We start from the raw sequence: 21,686 nt of genomic DNA on the forward strand, positions 1-21,686 counted from the left end.
AAAAGGAAGGTGAAGTGAGAGGCTAAGCTTGAATGGGTGTTTAATAAAAATAAACACTAAGCGCTTAAGTGTTTATGAGTTCAGCACCGGGCCAGCGTTTTTCATTAATCAGGTTGGTTACACAAGCACGAATCACTACTTTGGTGGCTAAAGTAGCAGGTGAGAGCTCTTCTTCAGACAAACTAATTAAATAGTTAATGCGTTCAATGGCAGGTTCTACAACGCGTAGCAAACATAAGTCTTGCCGTGAGTTTAATGATGCACCCGCAGGCTGGATGGTTGCCATTTCGAGTTGGCTAATGCTTTCCATTAACAAATGTAGCCCATCAATTTCATAGGCCACTCTAAGCTGATGAATTTTCTGTTCGAGCAACAAACGCAGTCCATGTCTTTGGCTCGGTAAAATCAGTGGAAGTTCTTTAAGCTGTGGATGAGTAATTGTTTGAGTGTCTATACAGTTTTCAAGATGGTACTGACTCAGCACTTCTTTAGGCGAGATTAAAAACATCTGTTCTTTAACTAAAGGCTGTATGGCCCACTGTGGGTCGACATCATCACTAAAGATGATGGCAACATCAAGCTGCCTTGCATTGACTAATGCTTTGAGGTCACCCGATAACCCTTCAATGAGACGGACTTTAATATCGGGATAACGGTTTCTCATGAGTTTTAAAAAGTGTGTGCCTATAACCGACGCGACACTTGGCGAAAAACCGACGGTAACATGACCACTTAAACGTGAAGAGTGTGCAGAGTCTACAGCATGGTCTAAGTGCCTAAGTGCCAGTTGAACCTGTTGAAAAAAAGCTAAACCCGCAGGGGTAGGAACCGTACCCAAAGCAGTACGTTGTAAAAGGCGAATAGAAAGCTCGCTTTCTAATTTTGAGATTTGCTGACTTAATGCAGACGTTCCAATATCGAGATTTTTTGCAGCTTTACCTAAGCTTCCTGACTCGATCACTGCAATAAAGTACTTTAATTGTTTAAGTTCCACGGCAAATTCTACTTTGACCTTTGTTAATTATTCTACACTGGTTTATTACGCTATATTTTGTTCTATTGCTTTGAGTAAACCGTTCAATAAAAGCAACATCTGCTCAAGACGTTGCCTTTTAGAGCTTTTATTGTTTAACCTGCTCAAGACCCTGTTCTTCAATAATTTGTGTCGCTTGAGGCGATTTCACAAATTTGATTAACTCTTTTGCGACTTTTGCATGTTCCGAGTTTTTATCAATACCAGCAGCAAATACGGTAACTTTTTGGTAAGGCGCAGGGATTGGACCAACTAACTCAACTTGACCATATTTGCCGGTAAAAGGTTTGATTTCACTAATTTGCTGGAAACCAATATCAAACTGGCCTTCGGCAATACGTTTTGCAACGCGGTCGCCTACCACTTTTTCTGCTTTACCAGCAATCACTTTGTACTCGACAGGTGGGAAGCTTGGGAAAACATCTTTTTCAAGATGTGTACCGCTCGCACTTGCTGAATAGCCGATGTGCTTGGCATTTAATAAAACTTTTTCAAATTTTGCCGCGGAGCTAATGTCTGGCTTTGGTGCACCTTTAGGCACAGCCATACCAATGCTTGAATTGACTAAAGCGCTTTGTGAATTTGGGTCGACATAACCTTTTTCTGCAAGTTTGCTTAGTTCAGGAGCAGCCAATACCACCACATCAAAGCGTTCACCACGATCGAGACGGTTTGGAATTGCAGTTGGCGATGCACCCATAGATGAACCAGACGAAAGGTGAACCGTATGACCAGTTTGCTTTTCAAATATTGGAATGAGTTTTTCCATAGATGAATAGAAACCGCCAGAGCTAATCACTTCTAACGTATCTGCGTTAGCAAGCGTTGAACCTAAGCCAGCACCAGCTAGGCAAATGGTCATGAAGATAGGGGACTTTTTCATAGTATCTCACTTTTAATGACAGGAGAGCACAGTACGGAGACTTAAGATCTGCCGTACTGTTCATTAAAATTTCAGGTTAAGTAGTTAGTTGTTTTAAGCGCTAACCTTTGCAGGTTCAGCAATCGCGTCAGATTTGTTCTGCTTAGAACCGCGACATAGATATAAACTTGAGATGAGACTACATACCGCAGCAAGCATGAGCCAGAACGCTGGTGTGCTTGCATTGCCAGTGTTTTCTACTAGGAAAGTACACGCCATTGGAGTCATACCACCAAAAATCGCGGCTGCAAGACTAAACGCTAAAGAGAAGCCAACGGTACGAACACGTTTTGGCATTACTTCGGCAAGCGTTGCGACCATAGTCCCGTTGTACATACCAAAGAAGAACGAGAAGTAAGCAAGAGTAATAAGTAGGTTTGAGAAGCTAATGTCGCTCACCAACCAGCTTAAAACCGGATAGCTGGTAAAGATCGCAAGAGTCGTAATACCAACTAACACAGGACGGCGACCAATTTTGTCGGAAAGTAAACCACCCATTGGTAACCAGAAGAAATTCGACAAACCCACAAACACGGTTGCTAAAAGGCTGTCTGTGACTGACATTTCTAAAGTACGTTTTGCATACACCGTGGTGTAAACCGTAATAAAGTAGAACGTTGTCGTAGTCATCGCACTCATCATCATGCCGGCGAGTACAATGCGCCAGTTGCTCGCCAATGTGCTGAAAATTTCTTTGGTTGAAGGATGAGTTTTTTGTGCTTTAAATGCTTCAGTTTCCTCTAAAGTACGGCGGAATAAGAAGATTAAAGGAATGATCAAACAACCAATTAAGAAAGGAATACGCCAGCCCCATTCACTCACTTGTGCATGAGTTAAAACGGTGTTGAGCCAATAACCAAATAACGCTGCAAACACGACCGCAATTTGTTGGCTACCAGACTGCCAGCTAGTAATAAAACCACGGTTTTTATCGGTTGCAATTTCTGCAAGGTAAATCGACACGCCGCCAGATTCAACACCTGCCGAGAAGCCCTGTAACAGACGGCCAATGACCACCAAAATAGGGGCCATAATACCGATGGTGTCATAACCCGGTACAAAGGTAATTAAAATCGTACCAATAGCCATCAGGCTTAAAGTCACAATCAACCCTTTACGACGACCAATTCTGTCGACATAGGCACCCAAGAAAATAGCGCCAAGAGGACGCATAAGAAAGCCCGCAGCAAACACGGTAAATGTCATCATTAAAGAGACATATTCATTATCTGAGTGGAAAAATTTTGCTGCGATATAGGTGGCATAGAAACCAAAAAGAAAAAAATCGTACTGTTCTAAAAAGTTGCCACTCGTTACGTTTAATATTTTTTTAAAAGTAGCCCTACGGTTATTAACGACATCCATTGGAGACCTCCTTGGCCTGACAAAATGGAAACATTCACGATCTTCAAAGTTTGGACGTAAATTGATTCAATCAATAAACCTAAATAGGAAATGGGTTAGAGATGAGATTTAAAGGTGTCCTTGGTAGAAAATGTGATGCCTTGTTTCCAGTTAAAACTACACATCTATATTTCGATAAACAGAAAACCACTTATCATTCGTATAAAAATGTAATCTTAAAAAGCAGGGAGGAGTGAGAGGCGAAAATTAATTAGGTATTTAGAAAAATTAATGACCCTTTAAACAATAATTTCAGAACATGGCCAAATTTGGTTTTGAATTAACTCTTTAACACAGGCCTTAATGGCTGACTTGGCAGCAAGTGCAGCGGGTGATAATTCTTCTTCGGCAAGGCTTACCAAGTAGTTAATTCGTTCAACTTCTGGGTCGACGACCTTAAGCAATTGCAGCTTATGTTTATACTCTTGCAGGCAGGCACTTCCGGGGCGAACACTGGCAAGGTCAAGGTGAATTAGGCTGTCCATAAGCAAATGCAAGCCATCAATTTCATAGACGACATTAAGCTGTCCAATCTTGTGTTCAAGCAGTTTTCGTAAGCTATGGCGCTGACGTGGTAGCACTAAAGGAATATCGCCAATTTGCTGCGACTGAATAATTCCGCTTTTAATACATTCGCTAAGGCCGTATTTTTCGAGCACTTCTTTGCGCGCCATCAAGTACATTTGTTCTCGTACCAAGGGCTGTATAGACCACTGCTTATCAATTTCATTGGTAAAAATAATGGCGATATCAAGCTGACGTGAATTAATCGACTGAATCAGGTTCCCCGACAGGGTTTCCACAATCTCTAAACGAATATCTGGATAACGTTCAGACATTAGTTTCATTAAAGGGATGCCAATTAAAGCAGTAATGGTCGGCGGAAAACCAAGGCTGACATGACCGGAAAGCCGTGCTGAATGTGCAGCATCTATGGCAAAGTTCACTTGACGCAAAATCAGTTGCGAGTGCTTTAAAAAGGCAAGACCTGCTGGGGTTGGGGTCACACCAAAAGCATTACGCTGTAATAAACGAATGCTTAACTCTTGTTCGAGCTTACTAATTTGCTGACTAATCGCCGAAGCACCGACATCGAGTTTTTGGGCAGCTTTACCAATACTGCCCGATTCAACGACTGTCAAAAAATACTTTATTTGCTTGATTTCCATAATAAATGTATTCGCTCATCATCCTTGATTTATAGAGATATGAAGGATTGGGAAATCTATCATGCGTTTTAATATTAACAGTAATATATAAAAAAGTTTCTTAAAAATTAAACGGCTCTACTGAAACTTGGTAAAAAGCAGAACCACTCCTAGTACACATAAAACTGAACCAATCACCTTATTAATTTGCACTTGCTTGGCTAACATTTTTTGTCTCAGCAGCATGGATGAAAACAGCACAGCTACTAGTGAAAACCATACAAAATGGGCAAATGACATAAAAAAGCCATACGCCAAAAGAACGCTTTCAGGGGTAGTTAAACTCACAATTTGCGTATAGGTGCTAATCACAAATAGTGTGGTTTTGGGGTTGAGGGCGTTGGTAAAAAAGCCGTATTTTATGGCTTGCAAAGTGTCTATAGCGCTTAAAGCATCAGTGTCTAAAACTGGTTTTTGTGTAAAAGTTTTATAGCCAATATAGATCAGGTAAAGCGCGCCAATATACTTAACAATATTCAAAATTTGCGGTGTATAAGTCATCACAAAGGCAACTGCAACTAATGTATAGGTCACATGCACCAACACACCAAGTGATATTCCCAGTGAAGTGAACACACCTATTTTTCGACCGTACAAGTAACTATTTTTGGTCACAATCGCGAAGTCAGCGCCGGGGCTTACCACTGCCAAAATCGTAATGAGAATAACCGCAATAAACTCTGCCATTATTTTGCCCCCACACTGCAAAAGAACAGTTTTATCTGTACTTTTTGGAATGTATTCGAGAGGAGAACTGTTTTACTGAAAGCTGCTATTCTTTTGGTGAGAAAGGTTGGGGTTTTACATTTATGAAGATAGATATAGATATTTAAAATATTTTTCATCATCTAAAATAGGGTTTAATCAAGATGATTTTTATTTTGAACAGAAACCTAAAAATAAAAATCGATAAAAACGACTACATATCTATGAGTTTTTGGAATGATCGAAAGAATATCGCTGAATTCATTAAAATTTTTCTACTTTGTGGCGAAGTATGGCAGCGTCACTTTAGCTGCAAAGAAATTATTTGTGACGCAAAGTGCGGTCAGTAAACAGATTTATAATTTAGAAGAAGCTTTAAATACGACTTTGTTCGACCGAAAAAATAAAACACTTGTGATGACTGAGCAGGGTGAAACTTTATTGAGTTGTTGCCATCAAGTTTTTGGTCAACTCGATGAATGTTTAATACAACTCAGCCAGCCTAAAGCTGAAAACAAACAACTGGTTTTGTCTTGTGAACCGACTCTTTCCATGAAATGGCTCATTCCGCGTTTATCTAAGTTTAAAAAGCTTGGTCATGATTTTGAGGTTGTGCTACTCACAGCAGGCGGCGTGGTCGATTTTGAAAAAGATAATATTGATATCGCAATTCGCCGAAATGACTTTGATTGGGGAGAGCATATTTATAGCGAAAAGATTGCCGATGAATATATCGCTCTAGTTCAACCAACCAAGCTATCGGAAACAAACGACGTACTCATCTCGACCTCTAGACCGAATTTTTTCAAAAGTATGAGCCGCATTGCTGAGTTAAAGCAAAATTTAAAAGGCTACACCAAAGTTGAGCTTGAACATTTTTATCTATGTTTAGAAGGTTGCTTGGCGGGACTCGGCGCGACTGTCATCTCAATTTATATGATTGAAAAAGAGCTTGAGTGGAACTTACTGCAAAAAATTTCACCAATCGTTCAAGACGGTTCAGCCTATTTTTTACTTTCTCATCGTGCTTTTGAGGAAGATCCACGCAAAACCATATTTTTAGAATGGTTAAAAGCAGAGATGAATGAGAGTCAACATAAATTGCTTTAGGTTGAGCAGTTTTATTTAAAGAAAAATTGTTTAATTGATTGAAAATAATCATAAATTCTAAATTTTCAGGCGCTACAACGCGAGCGCTGTATATTGAAATTTTGCTGTCTAAAAACTCCAAAGATGAAAAATATTTAACTTCAAACTTATTTATAAAACCCTAAACATGAATTTCACTCAGTTTTGAATGAGACTAAATCATTTTTATTCATGTTGTGATTGCGGTATAAATCTATCCATGCTCTGGAGCGCTCCAGTTATTCACTTTTGATAAGACCACAAGGCGCAAAACTGACAAGGCTGGAAAGTTCAAAAAGAGCAAAAAGATTTTTTTAGGTTTATCTCAGAAATTAGGGTACTGATCACAATGAGTAAAGAATTTACATTTACGATTAAGAGTATTTGTTTCGATGAGAACTATCGTCCAGCAGACAATACGCGTATTACAACCAACTTTGCTAACTTGGCAAGAGGGATGAGCCGCGAAGAGAATTTGCGCAATACATTGCAGATGATCGACAATCGTTTCAATGCCTTAGCTCATTGGGACAACCCTAAGGGCGACCGCTATGGGGTTGAACTTGAAATCATTTCGGTTGAAATGAACATTGATGCCGAAAACCGTACTAGCGGACTGCCTTTAATCGAAATATTGAAAACCAATATTGTTGATAAAAAGACCAATGAACGCATTGAAGGTATTGTTGGTAACAACTTCTCGTCTTATGTACGTGACTATGACTTTAGTGTGCTGTTGTTAGATCACAACAAAAACAAGTCTACGTTTAGCACGCCAGAAAAGTTTGGCGAATTGCACGGTAACTTATTTAAGAGCTTTATTAACTCTGAAACTTACAAAGCCAACTTTAAAAAAGCGCCTGTGATTTGCCTAAGCGTTTCAACAACTAAAGAGTACCACCGTACTGAAAACGAACATCCTGTTTTGGGTGTGGAATACAAGCAAGAAGACTATTCATTAACCGATGAATATTTCCAAAAAATGGGCTTAAAAGTTCGCTACTTCATGCCGCCAAATAGCGTTGCACCGTTAGCGTTCTATTTTACTGGTGATTTGTTGAGTGATTACACCAACCTTGAGTTGATTAGTACCATTAGTACGATGGAAACCTTCCAAAAGATTTACCGTCCTGAAATTTACAACGCAAATTCAGTGGCTGGAAAGTCTTATCAACCAAGCTTGAAACACGAAGATTATTCACTTACTCGAATTGTGTATGACCGTGAAGAACGTAGCCGTCTGGCTATAGAGCAGGGGAAGTTTGTTGAAGAGCAATTTATCAAACCATACCAAGCGATTCTTGAGCAGTGGTCTGCGAATTACGCTCCTAATTAATCAACATACAGGTCATTTAACATGAAAAAATTATTACCGACTTCAACTGCTGGCAGCTTACCAAAACCGTCTTGGCTTGCAGAACCTGAAAAGCTTTGGTCGCCGTGGAAACTCGAAAACGAAGGCTTAGTTGAAGGTAAAAAAGACGCGTTACGTTTAGCACTTCACGAGCAAAAACTTGCTGGCATTGATATTGTGAGCGATGGTGAACAAACCCGCCAACACTTTGTGACGACATTTATTGAACACTTAAATGGCGTAGATTTTGAGAAGCGCGAAACAGTTCGTATTCGTGACCGTTACGATGCAAGCGTGCCATCTGTGGTAGGTGCGGTGTCTCGTCAAAAGCCTGTGTTTGTTGAAGATGCGAAGTTCTTACGTCAGCAAACTGATCAACCAATTAAATGGGCATTACCTGGTCCAATGACTATGATTGATACGCTTTATGATGGTCACTACAAGAGCCGTGAAAAGCTTGCTTGGGAATTTGCTAAAATCTTGAACCAAGAAGCGCGTGAGCTAGAAGCTGCTGGTGTAGACATTATTCAATTTGACGAACCTGCATTTAACGTTTTCTTTGACGAAGTAAATGACTGGGGTATTGCGACTTTAGAACGTGCAATTGAAGGTCTAAAATGTGAAACTGCGGTACACATTTGCTATGGTTACGGCATTAAAGCCAACACTGACTGGAAAAAGACACTCGGTTCGGAATGGCGCCAGTACGAAGAAGCTTTCCCGAAACTTCAAACGTCTAACATTGATATCATCTCGTTAGAATGTCACAACTCGCGTGTGCCAATTGATTTGCTTGAACTCATTCGTGGTAAAAAAGTCATGGTGGGTGCAATTGATGTCGCATCTAACCAGATTGAAACACCAGAAGAAGTAGCAAACACACTACGTAAAGCACTTCAGTTTGTAGATTCTGACAAGCTTTACCCTTGCACAAACTGTGGTATGGCGCCTCTTTCACGTGAAGTGGCACGTGGTAAGTTAAATGCGTTAACGGCAGGTGCAGAAATTGTTCGCCGAGAACTTACGGGTTTTGAACTTACTGCTTAATATTTACCAATACAATGGTATAAAGGGTTACTTTTTTGATGGCTATTGATAATCAAAGCAGTAACCCTCATTTCACTTATTACATGTAGTTCTAAACAGGACTCATGTCGATACAGTGCCTTCCTGATGGAGTTGGGCGGTATAGCAAAACACACAGGACAAGGTACGGTTCAATTTAGGAATAATGTCATGGTTCAAGCAACAGACTTTAGAAATGCAATGTCTTTACTCACAAGTGCGGTTAGCGTTGTGACCACGGCAGGCATGTCTGGCCGTTTTGGATTTACTGCCTCTGCTGTTTGTAGTGTGACTGACACACCGCCGACATTATTGGTCTGTATGAACCAATCTGCGAGTTCACATGCACATTTCCTAGATAACAAAATCTTAACGGTAAATGTTTTAGGTGCGCATCACGAACATATTTCAAAAGCATTTTCATCTAAACTCACACCAGAAGAACGCTTTAAACATGGCGAATGGATTGAGTTAGAAACGGGTTCACCTGTGTTAGATGATGCTTTGGTCAGTTTCGATTGCGAGATTGAACAAATTCAACAAGTCGGCACACATACGATTTTTATATGTCCGATTGTGGCGATTAAACAAAGCCAACATGACCAAAGCTTGGTTTACTTTAACCGTGCTTATCACCAAGTGGGGCAGACTGAGACGGTCTAATCCTACTTATTATTTCATATAAAAAGACTCATTAATAAATCAATAAGCATGGATCGCTTCTGTTTAATTTTAAAAATATAATTAAATATAATATCTTAAATAATAATTAAGTTAATCTAATGAAAAACAATAAGAAATTTAATCACTTGTCATTAAAGCTACATTGACACATCTCAACTCTCAGATTATGCTTTGCGTGCTGGCCACATTGCCAGCCGGCTTTGACAGGCTGCATTTTGAGAACATTGAAAAAACTCGTTTTTTTGATGTAAACCCACTCGTCCCTCTTTTGTAGCGGTAGGACGGAAGGGGGACGCCTTTGTGCGTGCTGGGTTCTCAAAACCAGTCTGTCAACCCTCTTTCGTTCTGCCACCATAAGTCCAAATAAATGCTCTGGCAGAACTCCATAAATCAGGAGTTGGCTATGCACATCCATTAGCTTTTGGCACCCCGCGCCAAAAGCTATAACAACACAGCTTAAAAAATTACAGCAGCTTGAACGCCATAAGGTTTTCAGGCTTTAAGTCATTTTTATTTAAAACTTAGCAACAACAAAACCTGAGATGTGCCAAGCACCGTCTTGCGGCTTTGCCGTTCCTTTTTTCCTCCCAAAAAGGGCACAGGCTTTTTTCATATCGAAACAACAAGAATTTAAAACGGTAAAACTATGCCAACTTTAGAAATATCTTCCAGAAAATTACAGGTTATTCAAACCGCAATCCAACTCTTTACCACGTATGGGTTCCATAATGCAGGGGTAGACCTCATTGTTGAAAAGGCCCAAATAACCAAAACCACCTTTTATAAATATTTTGGCTCGAAAGAACGTTTGATCGAAATGTGTATTGCCTTTCAAAAAAGCCTGCTCAGAGAAGAAGTGCTCTCGATTATTTACTCAAGCCGTTACTGCACCCCGCACGATAAACTCAAAGAAATTATTGTTTTACATACCAATTTAAACAGTCTGTATCATTTACTGCTTAAAGCGGTTTTTGAAATAAAACGGCTGTACCCGCAAGCTTACCGTATGGCAGTTGAATACCGAAAATGGCTACATCGGGAACTTTTTGACCTGATTTTTAGCTGTGAAACCCGTGCTTTCAAATTTGATGCAGACATGGTTTTAAACCTGATCGATGGTTTACTGCTACAGGTTTTAAGCTCAAATCGTTTGGATGAACGGGATGTGGTGTTGGAGCGGTTTTGGGGGAGGGCTTTTAAAAAGCACGCTTTTGAGTTTTAACTTCTATAAATAATCTAAATTTACTCAGTAAATTAAAAATAGGGAATATAAAAGATGAATTTTATATTCCCTATTTTTCACTATAAAATTTATAAGATAATTATAAATAATTAAAACTCAAATATCTTTTAATAATTTTAACGAATGTGAAAGAATACTAAATTAGGATGTCCTTGTGATGTACAGCCAGCCAGATAAACATCTACAGTTTTTTTTGCTAAAAAAGCAGCTAATAACGAAGCATATGCACGTTTCCCATGAGATGTCTCAACATTTTCAAATCTAAATTCATTTGTTTGAGGGAAACGACAGCCTAAGGTTGAGCCAAAAGGATTACCTGATAAAGTAACATAGCATATACCAGAATCTGCATGGCAGCCAATATCTACGATTCTTCTACCCTCTACACTTTCAGCTGCAAATAAAGTGGTATTAAAACATAATGTTAGAAATACAAAAAATAATAGTTTTTTCATAATTATAAAGGCTCTACTTGTTGTACGGTACAAAAACTAGGATTATTAGAATAATCTCTATCAACATAAACAGTTACACTTCTTTTTTTTTGATACCATTGAGATAGTGTTACGGCAATTATAGTCTTACGGGCCTGAGGAATAAGCATCCAACCATAAGCAGTTTTATTCTTACAAACATCTGGAAGGTTTCCCGGTTCTAATTTTATTAAAAGCCCAGCTGTTACACTTGTTATTCTAGTTATAGTTCCGCTCACGTAATCTTGTTCTGCATTAGCAGTCTGAATACTAGTGAATACAATCGTTAAATATAGTAAAAATTTTTTCATTTAGTTTTCCATTACATTACTAGATGTTTAACTATGCAAAATTTACTGTCTTGTTTTTGTACTATATATTTGAATTTTAATATAAAAACGTTAACTAAAAAACAGACAGTAATAAAGCATTGATTCTAACTCTATTTAGTTGATCTTGAAATTTTGTACTTATTGATCAATAAAAAAACTATAAAATTATTTAGAGCCTACAATCGCTTTAAATAAAGTTATAAGCCAATTTTATCAACTTTAAAAAGCCCAATATCTACAATTTCTTAGCTATTTCCTTTTCATTTGGATATGTTGATGTACTAAAAGTTATTAACCAAGAAGCTAAAATTTCTATTCCATCATTTTCAAATCCTTAAGAATGAGTAAATAATGTATATATTGTAATTTTATTTAATAAAATATATTTTATGTGTAATTTTAACAAAAAGTAAAGAATCGGAATGAAAAAAATATTTCTAAGTATAGTTTTTTTTACTCAAATTTTATTTGTAACTAATGCATTTTCAAGTACCTATATCGGGAAAGTTTCTTCTATTAACATTCGTGAAGTGGATGGTCTAGTCTGGGTAGACATCATAGGTAGTCGTTCTGGCGATTTACCAAGTTGTGCAAAAGACCGCAATTATATGATGATTAAAAATGAAAATAGTGCAACGGGTAAAAGACAGTTGGCATTATTAATGATGGCTCAAGCATCAAATAAAACAGTGAAAATTGATGGGATGAATACTTGTACTCGTTGGGGAGATGGCGAGGATATAGGTACGGTTCAGATCCAGAAAAATTAATAAAAAATAAAGGATATTTTTATGCAATTCGTCATATGTTTCTTTTTAGCGATAATTTGTACAATTACTTATGCTGCACCCATTAATTGGACGATCGCAACCACTTCATTTCCATCTGATCAAAGTATGGGAGATACAGGACAAGAAAAAGTTCCTAATGGTCATATTGATTTAATGAGTGGGCAAATTGTTTTTGATATTCCAGAAGTAACTCTAAAAGGTCATCGTGGTCTTGACTTTACTTTGTCTCGCTCTTATGGAAAGGTAAATAATGGGTTTAGGTCTATAGCTAACTGGGAGTTGGAAGTACCACGTTTAGTCATGATGACGGGGGCTTCAACCAAGTTACAAGGGGACTACAACGGGCAAGGAATTTGCCAAAGTAATGGCGATTATTCAAATGGAAATAGTAGTGCAGGTTCGCCTATTTACCAAACCTCTATTATTGATGCAGGTTATAAAAATGAGGTTATTCCTTCTTATCTCGAATTAACGAATGCTAACTATCTAAAAAGTCTTACTTATGCTCTACAATATGCCTCTAGTGATAGAAGCACTTTAAATTCAAGTGACTATTTTTATAATAAACTTCAGTCCCAAAGTATTTATAATGGAATAAACCCTACTTACTATTATACTGCAAAAGTTTCAACTGACATTCAGACCTTTACCAATGATCTCGTTGCAAAAAATAAGAATAATATAAATGCATTAACTGCACACTTAACTTCATCTTATTTTACATATAGCCTTTATATTAGTGGTAAAGATATAAGAAGGATCGATATTCTTTATTCAGGTAATTATTTAGGTAAAACAAAATCGATATACGTCGATACTGCTGATTTCTATGGTTTTACAAAAAAAGTTCTCATCCCAAGTTTTAACTATGAAGTTCTGGGAGAACCTAATGTAAAAGTTAGGTTTTATAATTCAGCAGGTCAAGAAGTTATTTTAAGAGATGCTAATAATCAACTTGTTGATATTATGCCCTTGGTTTACACAAACGCTTATGCAAATACATTGTTGTCCTTACTTCAGTTAAAATGGGATGGTCAGTTATCAAAATCGCCATCGAATGAGTTATGGAGTTTTAATAAGCCGACAACATCAACATCAGATTTTTCTCTTTATTCTAATGTAGATACTCGTCAAAGACCAATTAGTCTTTATTTGCCAGGTCAAAAAAATATTATTTTTTATCCTATCCAAAATGGTGTAACGGGTTATCCGGCAAATACACGATATATATCACAGGATAACTGGATTATTTCTTGCGAAAATAGTGGAAATAATTTCAGAGTTAGAGCACCTAATGGGGTCAATTATTTATTTCCTATTGAAAATAGAGAAAATCAAACAGGCTTTCCTACAATATTCTCAAGTCAATATATTGCTGGACGTGTAAGCCTCTATGCCTCAAAAGTTGAGAACCAGTTTGGTGAATCATATTCAATGAACTATTCCCGAATCGAGAATACTAATCCAACCTATCAGGGATATAACAACTCTTCCAAATTATTCTTAGAAAATGTACGACATCAGCTAGATGGTAGGGATGTTCTATCCACTCCAGAACTAACTTTAAGTTATGCAAAATATAAAGATGGGGCTGTCATTAGTGAAAATAAAGATGAATTTTTGAATATTAATGGCGACATTATTTTAACTAATATTAAAAGATATATAAATGGAAGGTATGTGGTATGGAAAGCCTATACGTATTACACAGGGGATAAAAGTAATTATTTAAATAATGAACCTATACCGGGAAGTACTAATACGGTTGCTCAAGTTCAAAATAAACAGGCAGCGAGTGTTTATTTAAGAACTGTAGGAGACGTAAGTGGTGATGCTATTGCTTACGAATATGGGGGTCCTTATCGTATTATTGGTAATCATCCAAAGTCGAATAATGGTGTTACTTCACAGGGTTATATGTGGTTTTACAGTGATTTGATGGGAGTTAAATTTTTTAAAGCGTCTTCCAATGGTTTAATTAATGTCAAATCTGTGAATTGGTCATATTCATTAATCAATGCTCCACGCCCGGGATTTGATGAAGCACAGTCTTTCAAAATCACTTACTCAAATTATACGGGTATAAATGCGAACAGTTTGCAAATTAATTATGGATATAGTCGTAATAAAGAGAGCAATGAACTGACGACTACAGTCACGACCAAAGATATGGTAACAGGTTTGAGCAAAGCCTATACCTATGTAATGAATGCATTTGATGGTGGTGTTGCAGAGAGTTTTTTACATGGTCTACTGAAAAAAGTAACTATTGGTGATCGACAAGAAAATTATTCATGGACCACACTTTCTTTAATTGGACAAAATCCTGCAACAGCGAATGATAATTATACAGGGTATAATTCTGTGTATTTAGTTCGGCCTAGTAGCAAAACAATCAACCATTTTGGTGAATATAAGACAACTTATAGTAATTTTGACCAATATGGTAATGCGCAAACAATACAACAAACTGGTTTAAATGGTGGGAGCGCAATTCAATTACCAAGTACAACGACGACATATTTTAATGCAAATGTTGGAAGTGAAGCTGTAAATAGCGGAAGTTTACCTTGGATTATTGGATTACCAAAGCAAAAAACATCTGGTAATTTTACAGTACAAACGACTGAATATGACGAGTTAGGTGCTATTCAAAGCCAGACTCAGGCAGGCCGAATTACAAAATATAAATATGAAACTCTTTCATTTTCAACATGTCTTGGCAATTTAGTTGATTTTCAGTGGTCAACTTTTGTAGGGTGTTTTTCTAACTATGTATCAGGAGATCGACATACAGGCTTACCTATTGAAGTAGATGTGGGGAATGGAAAGCAAATTACTCAATTTGCTGCATATCAAAACGGTATTCCAACCCAAATCAAACTTGCAAATGGCGGGCAGGAGTCAAATATAGTTGATGATTTTGGACATATTGTAAGACATACAGATGCTGATGGCGTTCGTTCTGAAAATCAATATGATGATGCAGGTCGTTTAATTGTCGAAACTCCAATCGCTGGCTTGAGTTATACCACGATAAGTTATGATGGTTTAAATATTCTAAAGACAGCACAAAACGGTGGAAATTATAGTAAAGCTGAAAAATATAATGGTGATGGCCTTCTGATCCATTCTACTGAAAATACATCAAATAAATCCGTTGTGATGACAAATAGTTATGATGCTTTTGGAAATATAACGTTTAGTTCTAATCCATCTTCTAATGGTACGACAACGGGTATTTCTACTGACTATGATGTATTTGATCGTCCGAAAACCGTGAATAATAATGGTGTGACAATTTCTTACTGTTATCAGTCGTGTGCTGGTCGTTCAGGTGCAATTGCTTTAGTGAGCGATGCTTATGGTGTTACTGAATCCAATTATCTGTCAGCTGGTGATTTTAGTCCGGAGTTAAAGACGAGTGTAAGTCGAAAAGGAAATGATGGATCGGTTTTTGAAACATTTACAGATTACGATCTTGCATTATTACAACCTGTCACAGCAACATCTGGGGCATCTACACAACGTTATACCTATAACAGCAATGGTTCATTAGCAACAGAAAAAGATAATAGTATCAACGGACAAAAAACTTATGGCTATGATGCTACGGGTAAAGTTAATACGATTACTCATCAAGATGGTTCGTTAGAGACAATTGAATATTATCCAATCAATGATTTAATTGCCTCACGTAACTGGCGTGGTGTAACAACGAGTTATGGTTATACTGCTGCAGGCCGTTTAACTTCTACAAGTAATGCCAACACGGCGCAAAGTTATGGTCGTGATAGTTTGGGCCGAGTTATTTCACTGACCCAAAGTATTAACTCTCATGATGCAAATTATGCATTTACCCTTAGATTTGGTTATAACAACCTTAATCAGATTGTATCTATTAATTATCCAAATGGAAAAGCTGTTGATTTGTCCAATCAAAATGCATTTGGTGAAATTGGTTCAATACCAAATGTTATTCAGTCACTTAACTATAACGCATTGCATCAGCTGATTTTTGTACAAGCAAATACTGATGTTGCATGGGATTATTCTTATTCAAATAATGGTTTACCTACAGGCGTAAGTTCAACCAGTCTGAATAAATGTGCTGTAAGTATTAGTTATGGATATGATGCATTAAACCGTATTAATAGAATGGTTGATAATTGTGGCGCAACGTATAACGCTTCAATTGACCGCTATGGTACAGGGTTAATGAAGCAGATCGAACAAGATCACGCACGTTATCAATATAGCTATAACAATGATGACATTAATACAGTCAATGTGACGGCAAAAAGTCAATTAGTTGCACCCGCTTCTTATGTTTACCAATATGTAAATGGAACTTCACGTTTGGGTAGCGTGAGTGGATCTCCTTATCAGTTTAGTTACGATGGAATGGGTAATGTAACTAATGATGGCATTCGAGCACTTGATTACGATGCTTATTACCGTATAAGCAAAAATGGTAATGAAAGCTACATTTACAATGCAGATGGCTTGAGAGTGAGGGCTGTACGGGAAAATGGAATCACTGATTATATTTATGATTTAGCTGGACGTTTAATTTACGAGATCAACCATAGATCTGGCTATAGTCAAGCTTATGTTTATGTCGGAGATAAACTGGTTGCAACGCTCGAGAATTATCCAGATGCAAATGATGGCTATGATTTTATCAATAATTTTGAGGCAGCAGAGTTTGGATTACTCAGCTTATTAGATAGCTATCTGGATAGTGATGATGATGGTTTACCAGACTATTTAGAACGTTTTATTGGTTCGGATCCTAATAATCCTGATACAGATGGTGATGGCTATAAAGATGGTTATGAATATAAGCAGTTTGGAGCTAAAGGAGTATTAGACGCAGGAATTCATCCGAGTGAACCTGATCCAGATGAAGATATGGCTGCGTGGTTACCAACTGTTTTAGATCTTATTCTTGAAGATGACTAAGGAGGGTAGCCATGAGAACAATAATGAAAAGTGAAATGAAAAATAACGATATGTACTCAAAGAAAATATGGTCATCTGCTATTCAGTTGGTGCTGTTAAGTTTAATTTTACTTTTTAGTCAGCTCACGCTGGCTAAGGACAGGATTCAATATCATATACAGAACTTTGATGGATCAACCTTAAAGGTAATAAATGAACAAGGTATTGTTAGTCAATCATACCAATATGCACCCTTTGGACAACAGTTACAGTTAAAGAAACCGAGTAACCTAAAAAATCCCCAAGCCTTTGTAGGTGGAGTACAAGATGCAAATGATCTGGTTTACTTAAAACAAAGGCACTATAACCCAGTATTAGGACGGTTTTATCAGCCCGACCCTGTAACGTTTATCAGTGGTGGGCATGGACAAATCAATCCATATCAATATGGATGGAATGATAGTTACACCTTTAGGGATTCAACAGGAAAAATGCCTGTGGGAGGTACTCCTGAGGAAATTAGGTACTATGAGCAATTAAGAATAGATCAAGGAAATTTGCCGAATTTACAAGAAGCAAAATATGACTTCTTCACTTTAAATGTGTTGTCAAATTTTATTCCAGTGGGCACAAGCTTTAATATATTTAAAGAGTCTTGGTTAACTTATAGCAGTTTAAAATTTGCTTTACCTGAGATGACTTTTATTACTCAGGCCCAGAAAGCAACTAATGTTGTATATCAGGGTGTAGATAAATTTGGGGACGTGAGATACATAGGTATTACACAACGAGCACCTGAAGTAAGATTTGCTGAACATTTGAATGCTTTTGGAACTGGTAAAGAATTATTACAATATCGTGTGATAGATGGTGCAACAAATTTATCAAGACGGGATGCTCGTATTATGGAGCAAACTTTAATTAATCAGTATGGTCTCGGGAAGAATGGCGGTATGCTGTTAAACCAGATAAATTCAATTAGTCCGAAATATTGGGAAAGGTTTAGTATTAGATAATGAAAAGGAAAAATACCAAAATTGGTGATGTATTTACTGTTAAATTAGACAATGGTAAAAAAAAATACTTTCAATTGATTGCTTTTGATTTAACTCAGTTGAATAGTGATGTAATCAGAGTTTTCAAAAAAGAATACCCATTGGAAGGTGATATTGATTTATTGCAAATAATAGATGGTGAAGTAGAGTTTTATGCTCATTGTGTGACTAAGCTTGGATTAAAAATGAGTTTATGGGAAAAAGTTGGAAATATCAGTGAAATTGGTGATATTTCTATGATTCTTTTTAGAGATACTAATGATTATGGAGCACGAGTTGGGGCGGAGAAAATTAAAGTATCTGAGAATTGGTATGTATGGCATATTAATGATAAAGACTTTACACGTGTAGGTAAGTTGACAGGAGAAAATCGTAAGGCGGAAATCGGTGTCGTTATCAATCCCTATGATATTGTTGAACGTATAAAAACAGGAAGTTATGACTTTATATATCCAGGATTTGATTAGGTGTGTATTAACTATATTAATAGATTCTAAATCAACTTGTTTAAGTGTCTAATCTAGAGTTTGTAGTTACGCTGAACGTACCACGTGTTACAGCATTGTGCTAAAAATTATTGAAAAAAATACTACCTATTTTTAATGAAGTATAAATTTAATAACTTTGCTTTCAATAAATTGGTAGTAGTCTTACGAGGGGTTTTTATGGGCACTATTTTATAAGTAGGATTCAGAATTAATTAGTAAACTAATATAGTTATATGATTTTCTAATAAAGGAGTTTTAATTTTGAAAAAAATATTAATATTATTTCTTTTAAATTTATTAATTTGTAGTGCAGTTTCTGCAAATAGTGGTTTTTATAATACAAAAATATCTGCAATTACTATTCATGATAATTGGAATGTTTTAATTATAGAATTAAAAAGTCCGGTAGCAACAGGCGAAAATTGTGGAATCTCGAATGCAGTTATTTTGCGTAAAGATCACTATATGTTTAAAGAAATGTATGCTGCACTTTTATCTGCATTTCATGCGCAAACAGTGATCAGTGGTTGGGCTAATAGTTGTTTTGGGCAATATCCTGTTATAACTAGGCTAGACTTAAGAAAATGATATGAGTTGATATAAATGGAAATAGCTTATGAATAAAATATTTTTTACTCTATTTTTGAGCCTAATATTTTGCAACTCTGTATTTGCAAATAGCCCTTTCCCACAAACTAAGGTTGGAAAATTAGTTGTTCATGACAGTGGCTCATATGTAATTGTTGTGCTTAAAAGTTCAGTAGCAACTGGTGAGGGGTGTGCATCTTCAAATGAAATAAAACTAAATGCAAACCATCCGCTATTTAAAATTATGTATGCAACGCTTTTATCAGCGCTCCATAGTCAAACACTTATAGAGGGATGGGTGAATGGTTGTGATGGTAGAGAACCAGTTTTAACTCGCTTAGATATATCCAAATAACAAATTAGTAAAAGTGTCTAAAGATATCTTTACATGTGAAACTTAATTGCTGCTACCACAAGCTAAAACGACTTAAAATAATTTTCAGTTAGTTATTTCTTTTGATTTAAAGAGTTTGGTGATTACGACCAGAATAGCACTGGTCGTGCAACTTAAAGATCATTTATGACTTCTATAAAGAACTTTCATACTCCATATACCCATCTTCAATTGCGGGAATAATCTCTACAAACTCAAAGTAGGGTACTGTACAAAACTCAGAGTCTCGAATCGCATCAATCACAAAATAATAATCTTGCAGAGATGTCGTCTCAAACACAGCAATATCACTGGCTTTAGTGCTAAACGCTTCAACGTCATACCATCGAACTTTTACAGTCGGGTACTTCGCAAAAATCGGTTCAAGCTTTTGTGTACTAAACTCCGCCCGTTTTTCACGTGGTAAAGCCAACCAAGCAGGCAAAGCTCTTAAATGAATAAAAAAAGTATAGGTTCTAGACATAACCACTCCATGACTGGGCCGAGTTGTAATTGAACTCAAAAGACATCATTTGCTTGTCATATCAACATGACTCAGTCAGTATATGAGTGATTACTCACATTAAATACTCGCATTTCGGCCCATGTCAGAAACACTTCCAGACCCACGCAAACGCCCGCGTCAAGCACGCTCAGTTGCTACCTTTGAAGCTATTTTAGAAGCGGCTGCTCGCATTCTGGAGTCTTTAGGCTTTGCTGGATTTAACACAAATGCCGTGGCTGAACTCGCTGGCGTAAGCATTGGTAGCCTATATCAATACTTTACATCTAAAGATGCCCTAATCGTCGAGTTAATTCGACGTGAGCGCGCCAAGCTTTCAAATCATATTGTTGAAGTCATAGAGCAAAATGACGCCGAAGACTTAAAAGAAAAACTAAAACTTATCATTCAGGCTGCTGTGCAACATCAATTAAGCCGTCCGCAGTTGGCACGAACTCTAGAGTTTGCTTCCGAACTCATTGGAAAAGACTTGGAAGAAAGTGAACTTCAACACGAGCTTGAAACCATAATTTCTGATCTGTTTATACGCTCTGGCATTTCACATGCGCAGACAGCCGCACAAGATGTGATTGCTTTAAGTAAAGGAATGATTAACGCGGCAGGTATAGCAGGGGAAAGTGATTTAAATCATTTACAGCAGCGAGTTGAAAAAGCTGTATTGGGTTATTTGGATTTGAGCTAGCGGACATAAGCCATGGTTTTTGTTTGTCATGTGACATATAAATTGTCATTTTCTATTTCAGCAATTCAAAAGTTTAGTAACTCTTACGACATATTAGATATTTATCTGCTTTAGAATTAATAGAAATTACATGAAATTGTTGAGAGTTGATCAATAAGTAATCCTGAAAGGTGACAAAACATTAAAAAAGCCCAAGTACTATGAGTCGGGCTTTTTTAAAAATAAGACTATGATTTATATCAGAGAAAATTACATTTCGCATAAGCTGTATTATATTAATTTTAGATTTTCTTCTTAATTCAAAAGAAAAGTTAAACCCGGCAGAGTAAAACTTGAAGTGCGACATAAACCACCTAATTAATTTAAAGGGTTTATGGAGTATATAAAATTGTCATACCATCATCTTAACTTTGAAGATCGTACTGCATTAATGCTTGAGTCAAGAAAAGAAGGCTTTTCAGCCAGAAAATTTGCTGAACTCATTAAAAGACATCCTAGTACGATCTATCGTGAGCTTAAAAGAAATAGCATCAATGACGTTTATCAAGCTCGATATGCTTCTGATAACACCTTCGCTAGACGTAGACGTGGTCACAGAAAACTCAAAATCGATTCAATCCTCTGGAAATTTATTGTTGAAGCGATCCGTTGTTTATGGTCTCCTCAGCAAATAGCAAAGCGTTTAAAGACA

21 protein-coding genes are annotated in these 21,686 nt (G+C 36.9%); 13 read left to right on the forward strand and 8 right to left on the reverse strand.

The genetic code is table 11. The features are described from left to right. Window positions 1–64: 64 nt before the first annotated feature. The 5 genes from J671_RS12945 to J671_RS12965 form a co-directional block, all read right to left on the reverse strand. Window positions 65–994, reverse strand: a complete 930-nt coding sequence (locus J671_RS12945) for a LysR family transcriptional regulator (RefSeq protein ID WP_031982487.1) — start codon at window positions 992–994, stop codon at window positions 65–67. Window positions 995–1,121: 127 nt separating this feature from the next. Beyond that, complete coding sequence (locus J671_RS12950) at window positions 1,122–1,916, reverse strand: substrate-binding domain-containing protein (protein ID WP_031982488.1); 795 nt, start codon at window positions 1,914–1,916, stop codon at window positions 1,122–1,124. A 93-nt stretch (window positions 1,917–2,009) separates the two neighbouring features. Continuing rightward, a complete protein-coding gene (locus J671_RS12955) occupies window positions 2,010–3,320 on the reverse strand; it encodes an MFS transporter (protein WP_000383643.1) in 1,311 nt (436 codons plus the stop codon). 278 nt (window positions 3,321–3,598) lie between these two features. Then, window positions 3,599–4,528 (reverse strand): LysR family transcriptional regulator, encoded by a 930-nt coding sequence (locus J671_RS12960; RefSeq protein WP_004710433.1) that lies wholly within the window; start codon window positions 4,526–4,528, stop codon window positions 3,599–3,601. A 117-nt stretch (window positions 4,529–4,645) separates the two neighbouring features. Next, the gene (locus tag J671_RS12965; RefSeq protein ID WP_031982489.1) at window positions 4,646–5,254 is read right to left on the reverse strand and encodes a LysE family translocator; all 609 of its coding nucleotides are present in this window, start codon (window positions 5,252–5,254) and stop codon (window positions 4,646–4,648) included. Between the two features lie 255 nt (window positions 5,255–5,509). Here J671_RS12965 and J671_RS12970 point away from each other — a divergent pair, with 255 nt between their 5' ends. From J671_RS12970 to J671_RS12990, 5 genes are all read left to right on the forward strand, one after another. Beyond that, window positions 5,510–6,382, forward strand: a complete 873-nt coding sequence (locus J671_RS12970; protein ID WP_031982491.1) for a LysR family transcriptional regulator — start codon at window positions 5,510–5,512, stop codon at window positions 6,380–6,382. A 367-nt stretch (window positions 6,383–6,749) separates the two neighbouring features. Next, entirely contained in the window at window positions 6,750–7,736 is a 987-nt protein-coding gene (locus J671_RS12975) for a DUF1852 domain-containing protein (protein WP_000031350.1), read from the forward strand. Between the two features lie 21 nt (window positions 7,737–7,757). Continuing rightward, entirely contained in the window at window positions 7,758–8,801 is a 1,044-nt protein-coding gene (locus J671_RS12980; RefSeq protein ID WP_031982493.1) for a methionine synthase, read from the forward strand. 189 nt (window positions 8,802–8,990) lie between these two features. Continuing rightward, a complete protein-coding gene (locus J671_RS12985) occupies window positions 8,991–9,482 on the forward strand; it encodes a flavin reductase (RefSeq protein WP_002059158.1) in 492 nt (163 codons plus the stop codon). Window positions 9,483–10,149: 667 nt separating this feature from the next. Continuing rightward, on the forward strand, window positions 10,150–10,725 hold the full coding sequence (locus J671_RS12990) for a TetR/AcrR family transcriptional regulator (protein ID WP_031982494.1): 576 nt from the start codon (window positions 10,150–10,152) through the stop codon (window positions 10,723–10,725). 137 nt (window positions 10,726–10,862) lie between these two features. Here the strand turns inward: J671_RS12990 and J671_RS12995 are convergent, their stop codons facing one another. Together J671_RS12995 and J671_RS0104495 are read right to left on the reverse strand one after the other, a co-directional pair. Next, window positions 10,863–11,201, reverse strand: a complete 339-nt coding sequence (locus J671_RS12995; protein ID WP_031982497.1) for a hypothetical protein — start codon at window positions 11,199–11,201, stop codon at window positions 10,863–10,865. A gap of 2 nt (window positions 11,202–11,203) precedes the next feature. After that, entirely contained in the window at window positions 11,204–11,530 is a 327-nt protein-coding gene (locus J671_RS0104495) for a hypothetical protein (RefSeq protein ID WP_031982499.1), read from the reverse strand. A gap of 443 nt (window positions 11,531–11,973) precedes the next feature. Between J671_RS0104495 and J671_RS13000 the strand changes: the two genes are divergently transcribed. The 6 genes from J671_RS13000 to J671_RS13020 all read left to right on the forward strand — a co-directional run bounded on the left by J671_RS13000 (window position 11,974) and on the right by J671_RS13020 (window position 19,772). Further along, window positions 11,974–12,321 (forward strand): hypothetical protein, encoded by a 348-nt coding sequence (locus J671_RS13000; RefSeq protein WP_031982501.1) that lies wholly within the window; start codon window positions 11,974–11,976, stop codon window positions 12,319–12,321. Between the two features lie 21 nt (window positions 12,322–12,342). Beyond that, complete coding sequence (locus J671_RS13005; RefSeq protein WP_031982502.1) at window positions 12,343–17,307, forward strand: RHS repeat protein; 4,965 nt, start codon at window positions 12,343–12,345, stop codon at window positions 17,305–17,307. 35 nt (window positions 17,308–17,342) lie between these two features. Further along, entirely contained in the window at window positions 17,343–18,302 is a 960-nt protein-coding gene (locus J671_RS26135) for an RHS repeat-associated core domain-containing protein (RefSeq protein ID WP_228132357.1), read from the forward strand. After that, the gene (locus tag J671_RS13010) at window positions 18,302–18,808 is read left to right on the forward strand and encodes a hypothetical protein (RefSeq protein WP_031982505.1); all 507 of its coding nucleotides are present in this window, start codon (window positions 18,302–18,304) and stop codon (window positions 18,806–18,808) included. Before J671_RS26135 ends, J671_RS13010 begins: the two co-directional genes overlap by 1 nt. 282 nt (window positions 18,809–19,090) lie before the next feature. After that, window positions 19,091–19,417 carry a hypothetical protein gene (locus J671_RS13015; protein ID WP_031982506.1) on the forward strand — a complete coding sequence of 109 codons (327 nt, stop codon included), beginning with the start codon at window positions 19,091–19,093 and terminating at the stop codon, window positions 19,415–19,417. A 28-nt stretch (window positions 19,418–19,445) separates the two neighbouring features. Beyond that, window positions 19,446–19,772 carry a hypothetical protein gene (locus J671_RS13020; protein WP_031982508.1) on the forward strand — a complete coding sequence of 109 codons (327 nt, stop codon included), beginning with the start codon at window positions 19,446–19,448 and terminating at the stop codon, window positions 19,770–19,772. Window positions 19,773–19,944: 172 nt separating this feature from the next. On the opposite strand, the gene J671_RS13025 is transcribed toward J671_RS13020, so the two are convergent. Then, window positions 19,945–20,274, reverse strand: coding sequence for a darcynin family protein (locus tag J671_RS13025; protein ID WP_031982509.1), 330 nt, complete (start codon window positions 20,272–20,274; stop codon window positions 19,945–19,947). A gap of 121 nt (window positions 20,275–20,395) precedes the next feature. Between J671_RS13025 and J671_RS13030 the strand changes: the two genes are divergently transcribed. After that, window positions 20,396–20,995, forward strand: coding sequence for a TetR/AcrR family transcriptional regulator (locus J671_RS13030; protein ID WP_031982511.1), 600 nt, complete (start codon window positions 20,396–20,398; stop codon window positions 20,993–20,995). Between the two features lie 430 nt (window positions 20,996–21,425). Then, window positions 21,426–21,686 (forward strand): helix-turn-helix domain-containing protein (locus tag J671_RS13035; protein WP_249364822.1); only part of this gene is annotated, 261 nt, incomplete at its 3' end.

The sequence above is a fragment of the Acinetobacter sp. 1130196 genome, from assembly GCF_000588095.1.
Taxonomy (GTDB): domain Bacteria; phylum Pseudomonadota; class Gammaproteobacteria; order Pseudomonadales; family Moraxellaceae; genus Acinetobacter; species Acinetobacter nosocomialis.

Coding starts and splice junctions, on each gene's coding strand:
- J671_RS12950 (WP_031982488.1), bottom strand. CDS start 1,916: ATGAAAAAGTCCCCTATCTTCATGACCATTTGCCTAGCTGGTGCTGGC.
- J671_RS12955 (WP_000383643.1), bottom strand. CDS start 3,320: ATGGATGTCGTTAATAACCGTAGGGCTACTTTTAAAAAAATATTAAAC.
- J671_RS12960 (WP_004710433.1), bottom strand. CDS start 4,528: ATGGAAATCAAGCAAATAAAGTATTTTTTGACAGTCGTTGAATCGGGC.
- J671_RS12965 (WP_031982489.1), bottom strand. CDS start 5,254: ATGGCAGAGTTTATTGCGGTTATTCTCATTACGATTTTGGCAGTGGTA.
- J671_RS12970 (WP_031982491.1), top strand. CDS start 5,510: ATGATCGAAAGAATATCGCTGAATTCATTAAAATTTTTCTACTTTGTG.
- J671_RS12975 (WP_000031350.1), top strand. CDS start 6,750: ATGAGTAAAGAATTTACATTTACGATTAAGAGTATTTGTTTCGATGAG.
- J671_RS12980 (WP_031982493.1), top strand. CDS start 7,758: ATGAAAAAATTATTACCGACTTCAACTGCTGGCAGCTTACCAAAACCG.
- J671_RS12985 (WP_002059158.1), top strand. CDS start 8,991: ATGGTTCAAGCAACAGACTTTAGAAATGCAATGTCTTTACTCACAAGT.
- J671_RS12990 (WP_031982494.1), top strand. CDS start 10,150: ATGCCAACTTTAGAAATATCTTCCAGAAAATTACAGGTTATTCAAACC.
- J671_RS12995 (WP_031982497.1), bottom strand. CDS start 11,201: ATGAAAAAACTATTATTTTTTGTATTTCTAACATTATGTTTTAATACC.
- J671_RS0104495 (WP_031982499.1), bottom strand. CDS start 11,530: ATGAAAAAATTTTTACTATATTTAACGATTGTATTCACTAGTATTCAG.
- J671_RS13000 (WP_031982501.1), top strand. CDS start 11,974: ATGAAAAAAATATTTCTAAGTATAGTTTTTTTTACTCAAATTTTATTT.
- J671_RS13005 (WP_031982502.1), top strand. CDS start 12,343: ATGCAATTCGTCATATGTTTCTTTTTAGCGATAATTTGTACAATTACT.
- J671_RS26135 (WP_228132357.1), top strand. CDS start 17,343: ATGAAAAATAACGATATGTACTCAAAGAAAATATGGTCATCTGCTATT.
- J671_RS13010 (WP_031982505.1), top strand. CDS start 18,302: ATGAAAAGGAAAAATACCAAAATTGGTGATGTATTTACTGTTAAATTA.
- J671_RS13020 (WP_031982508.1), top strand. CDS start 19,446: ATGAATAAAATATTTTTTACTCTATTTTTGAGCCTAATATTTTGCAAC.
- J671_RS13025 (WP_031982509.1), bottom strand. CDS start 20,274: ATGTCTAGAACCTATACTTTTTTTATTCATTTAAGAGCTTTGCCTGCT.
- J671_RS13030 (WP_031982511.1), top strand. CDS start 20,396: ATGTCAGAAACACTTCCAGACCCACGCAAACGCCCGCGTCAAGCACGC.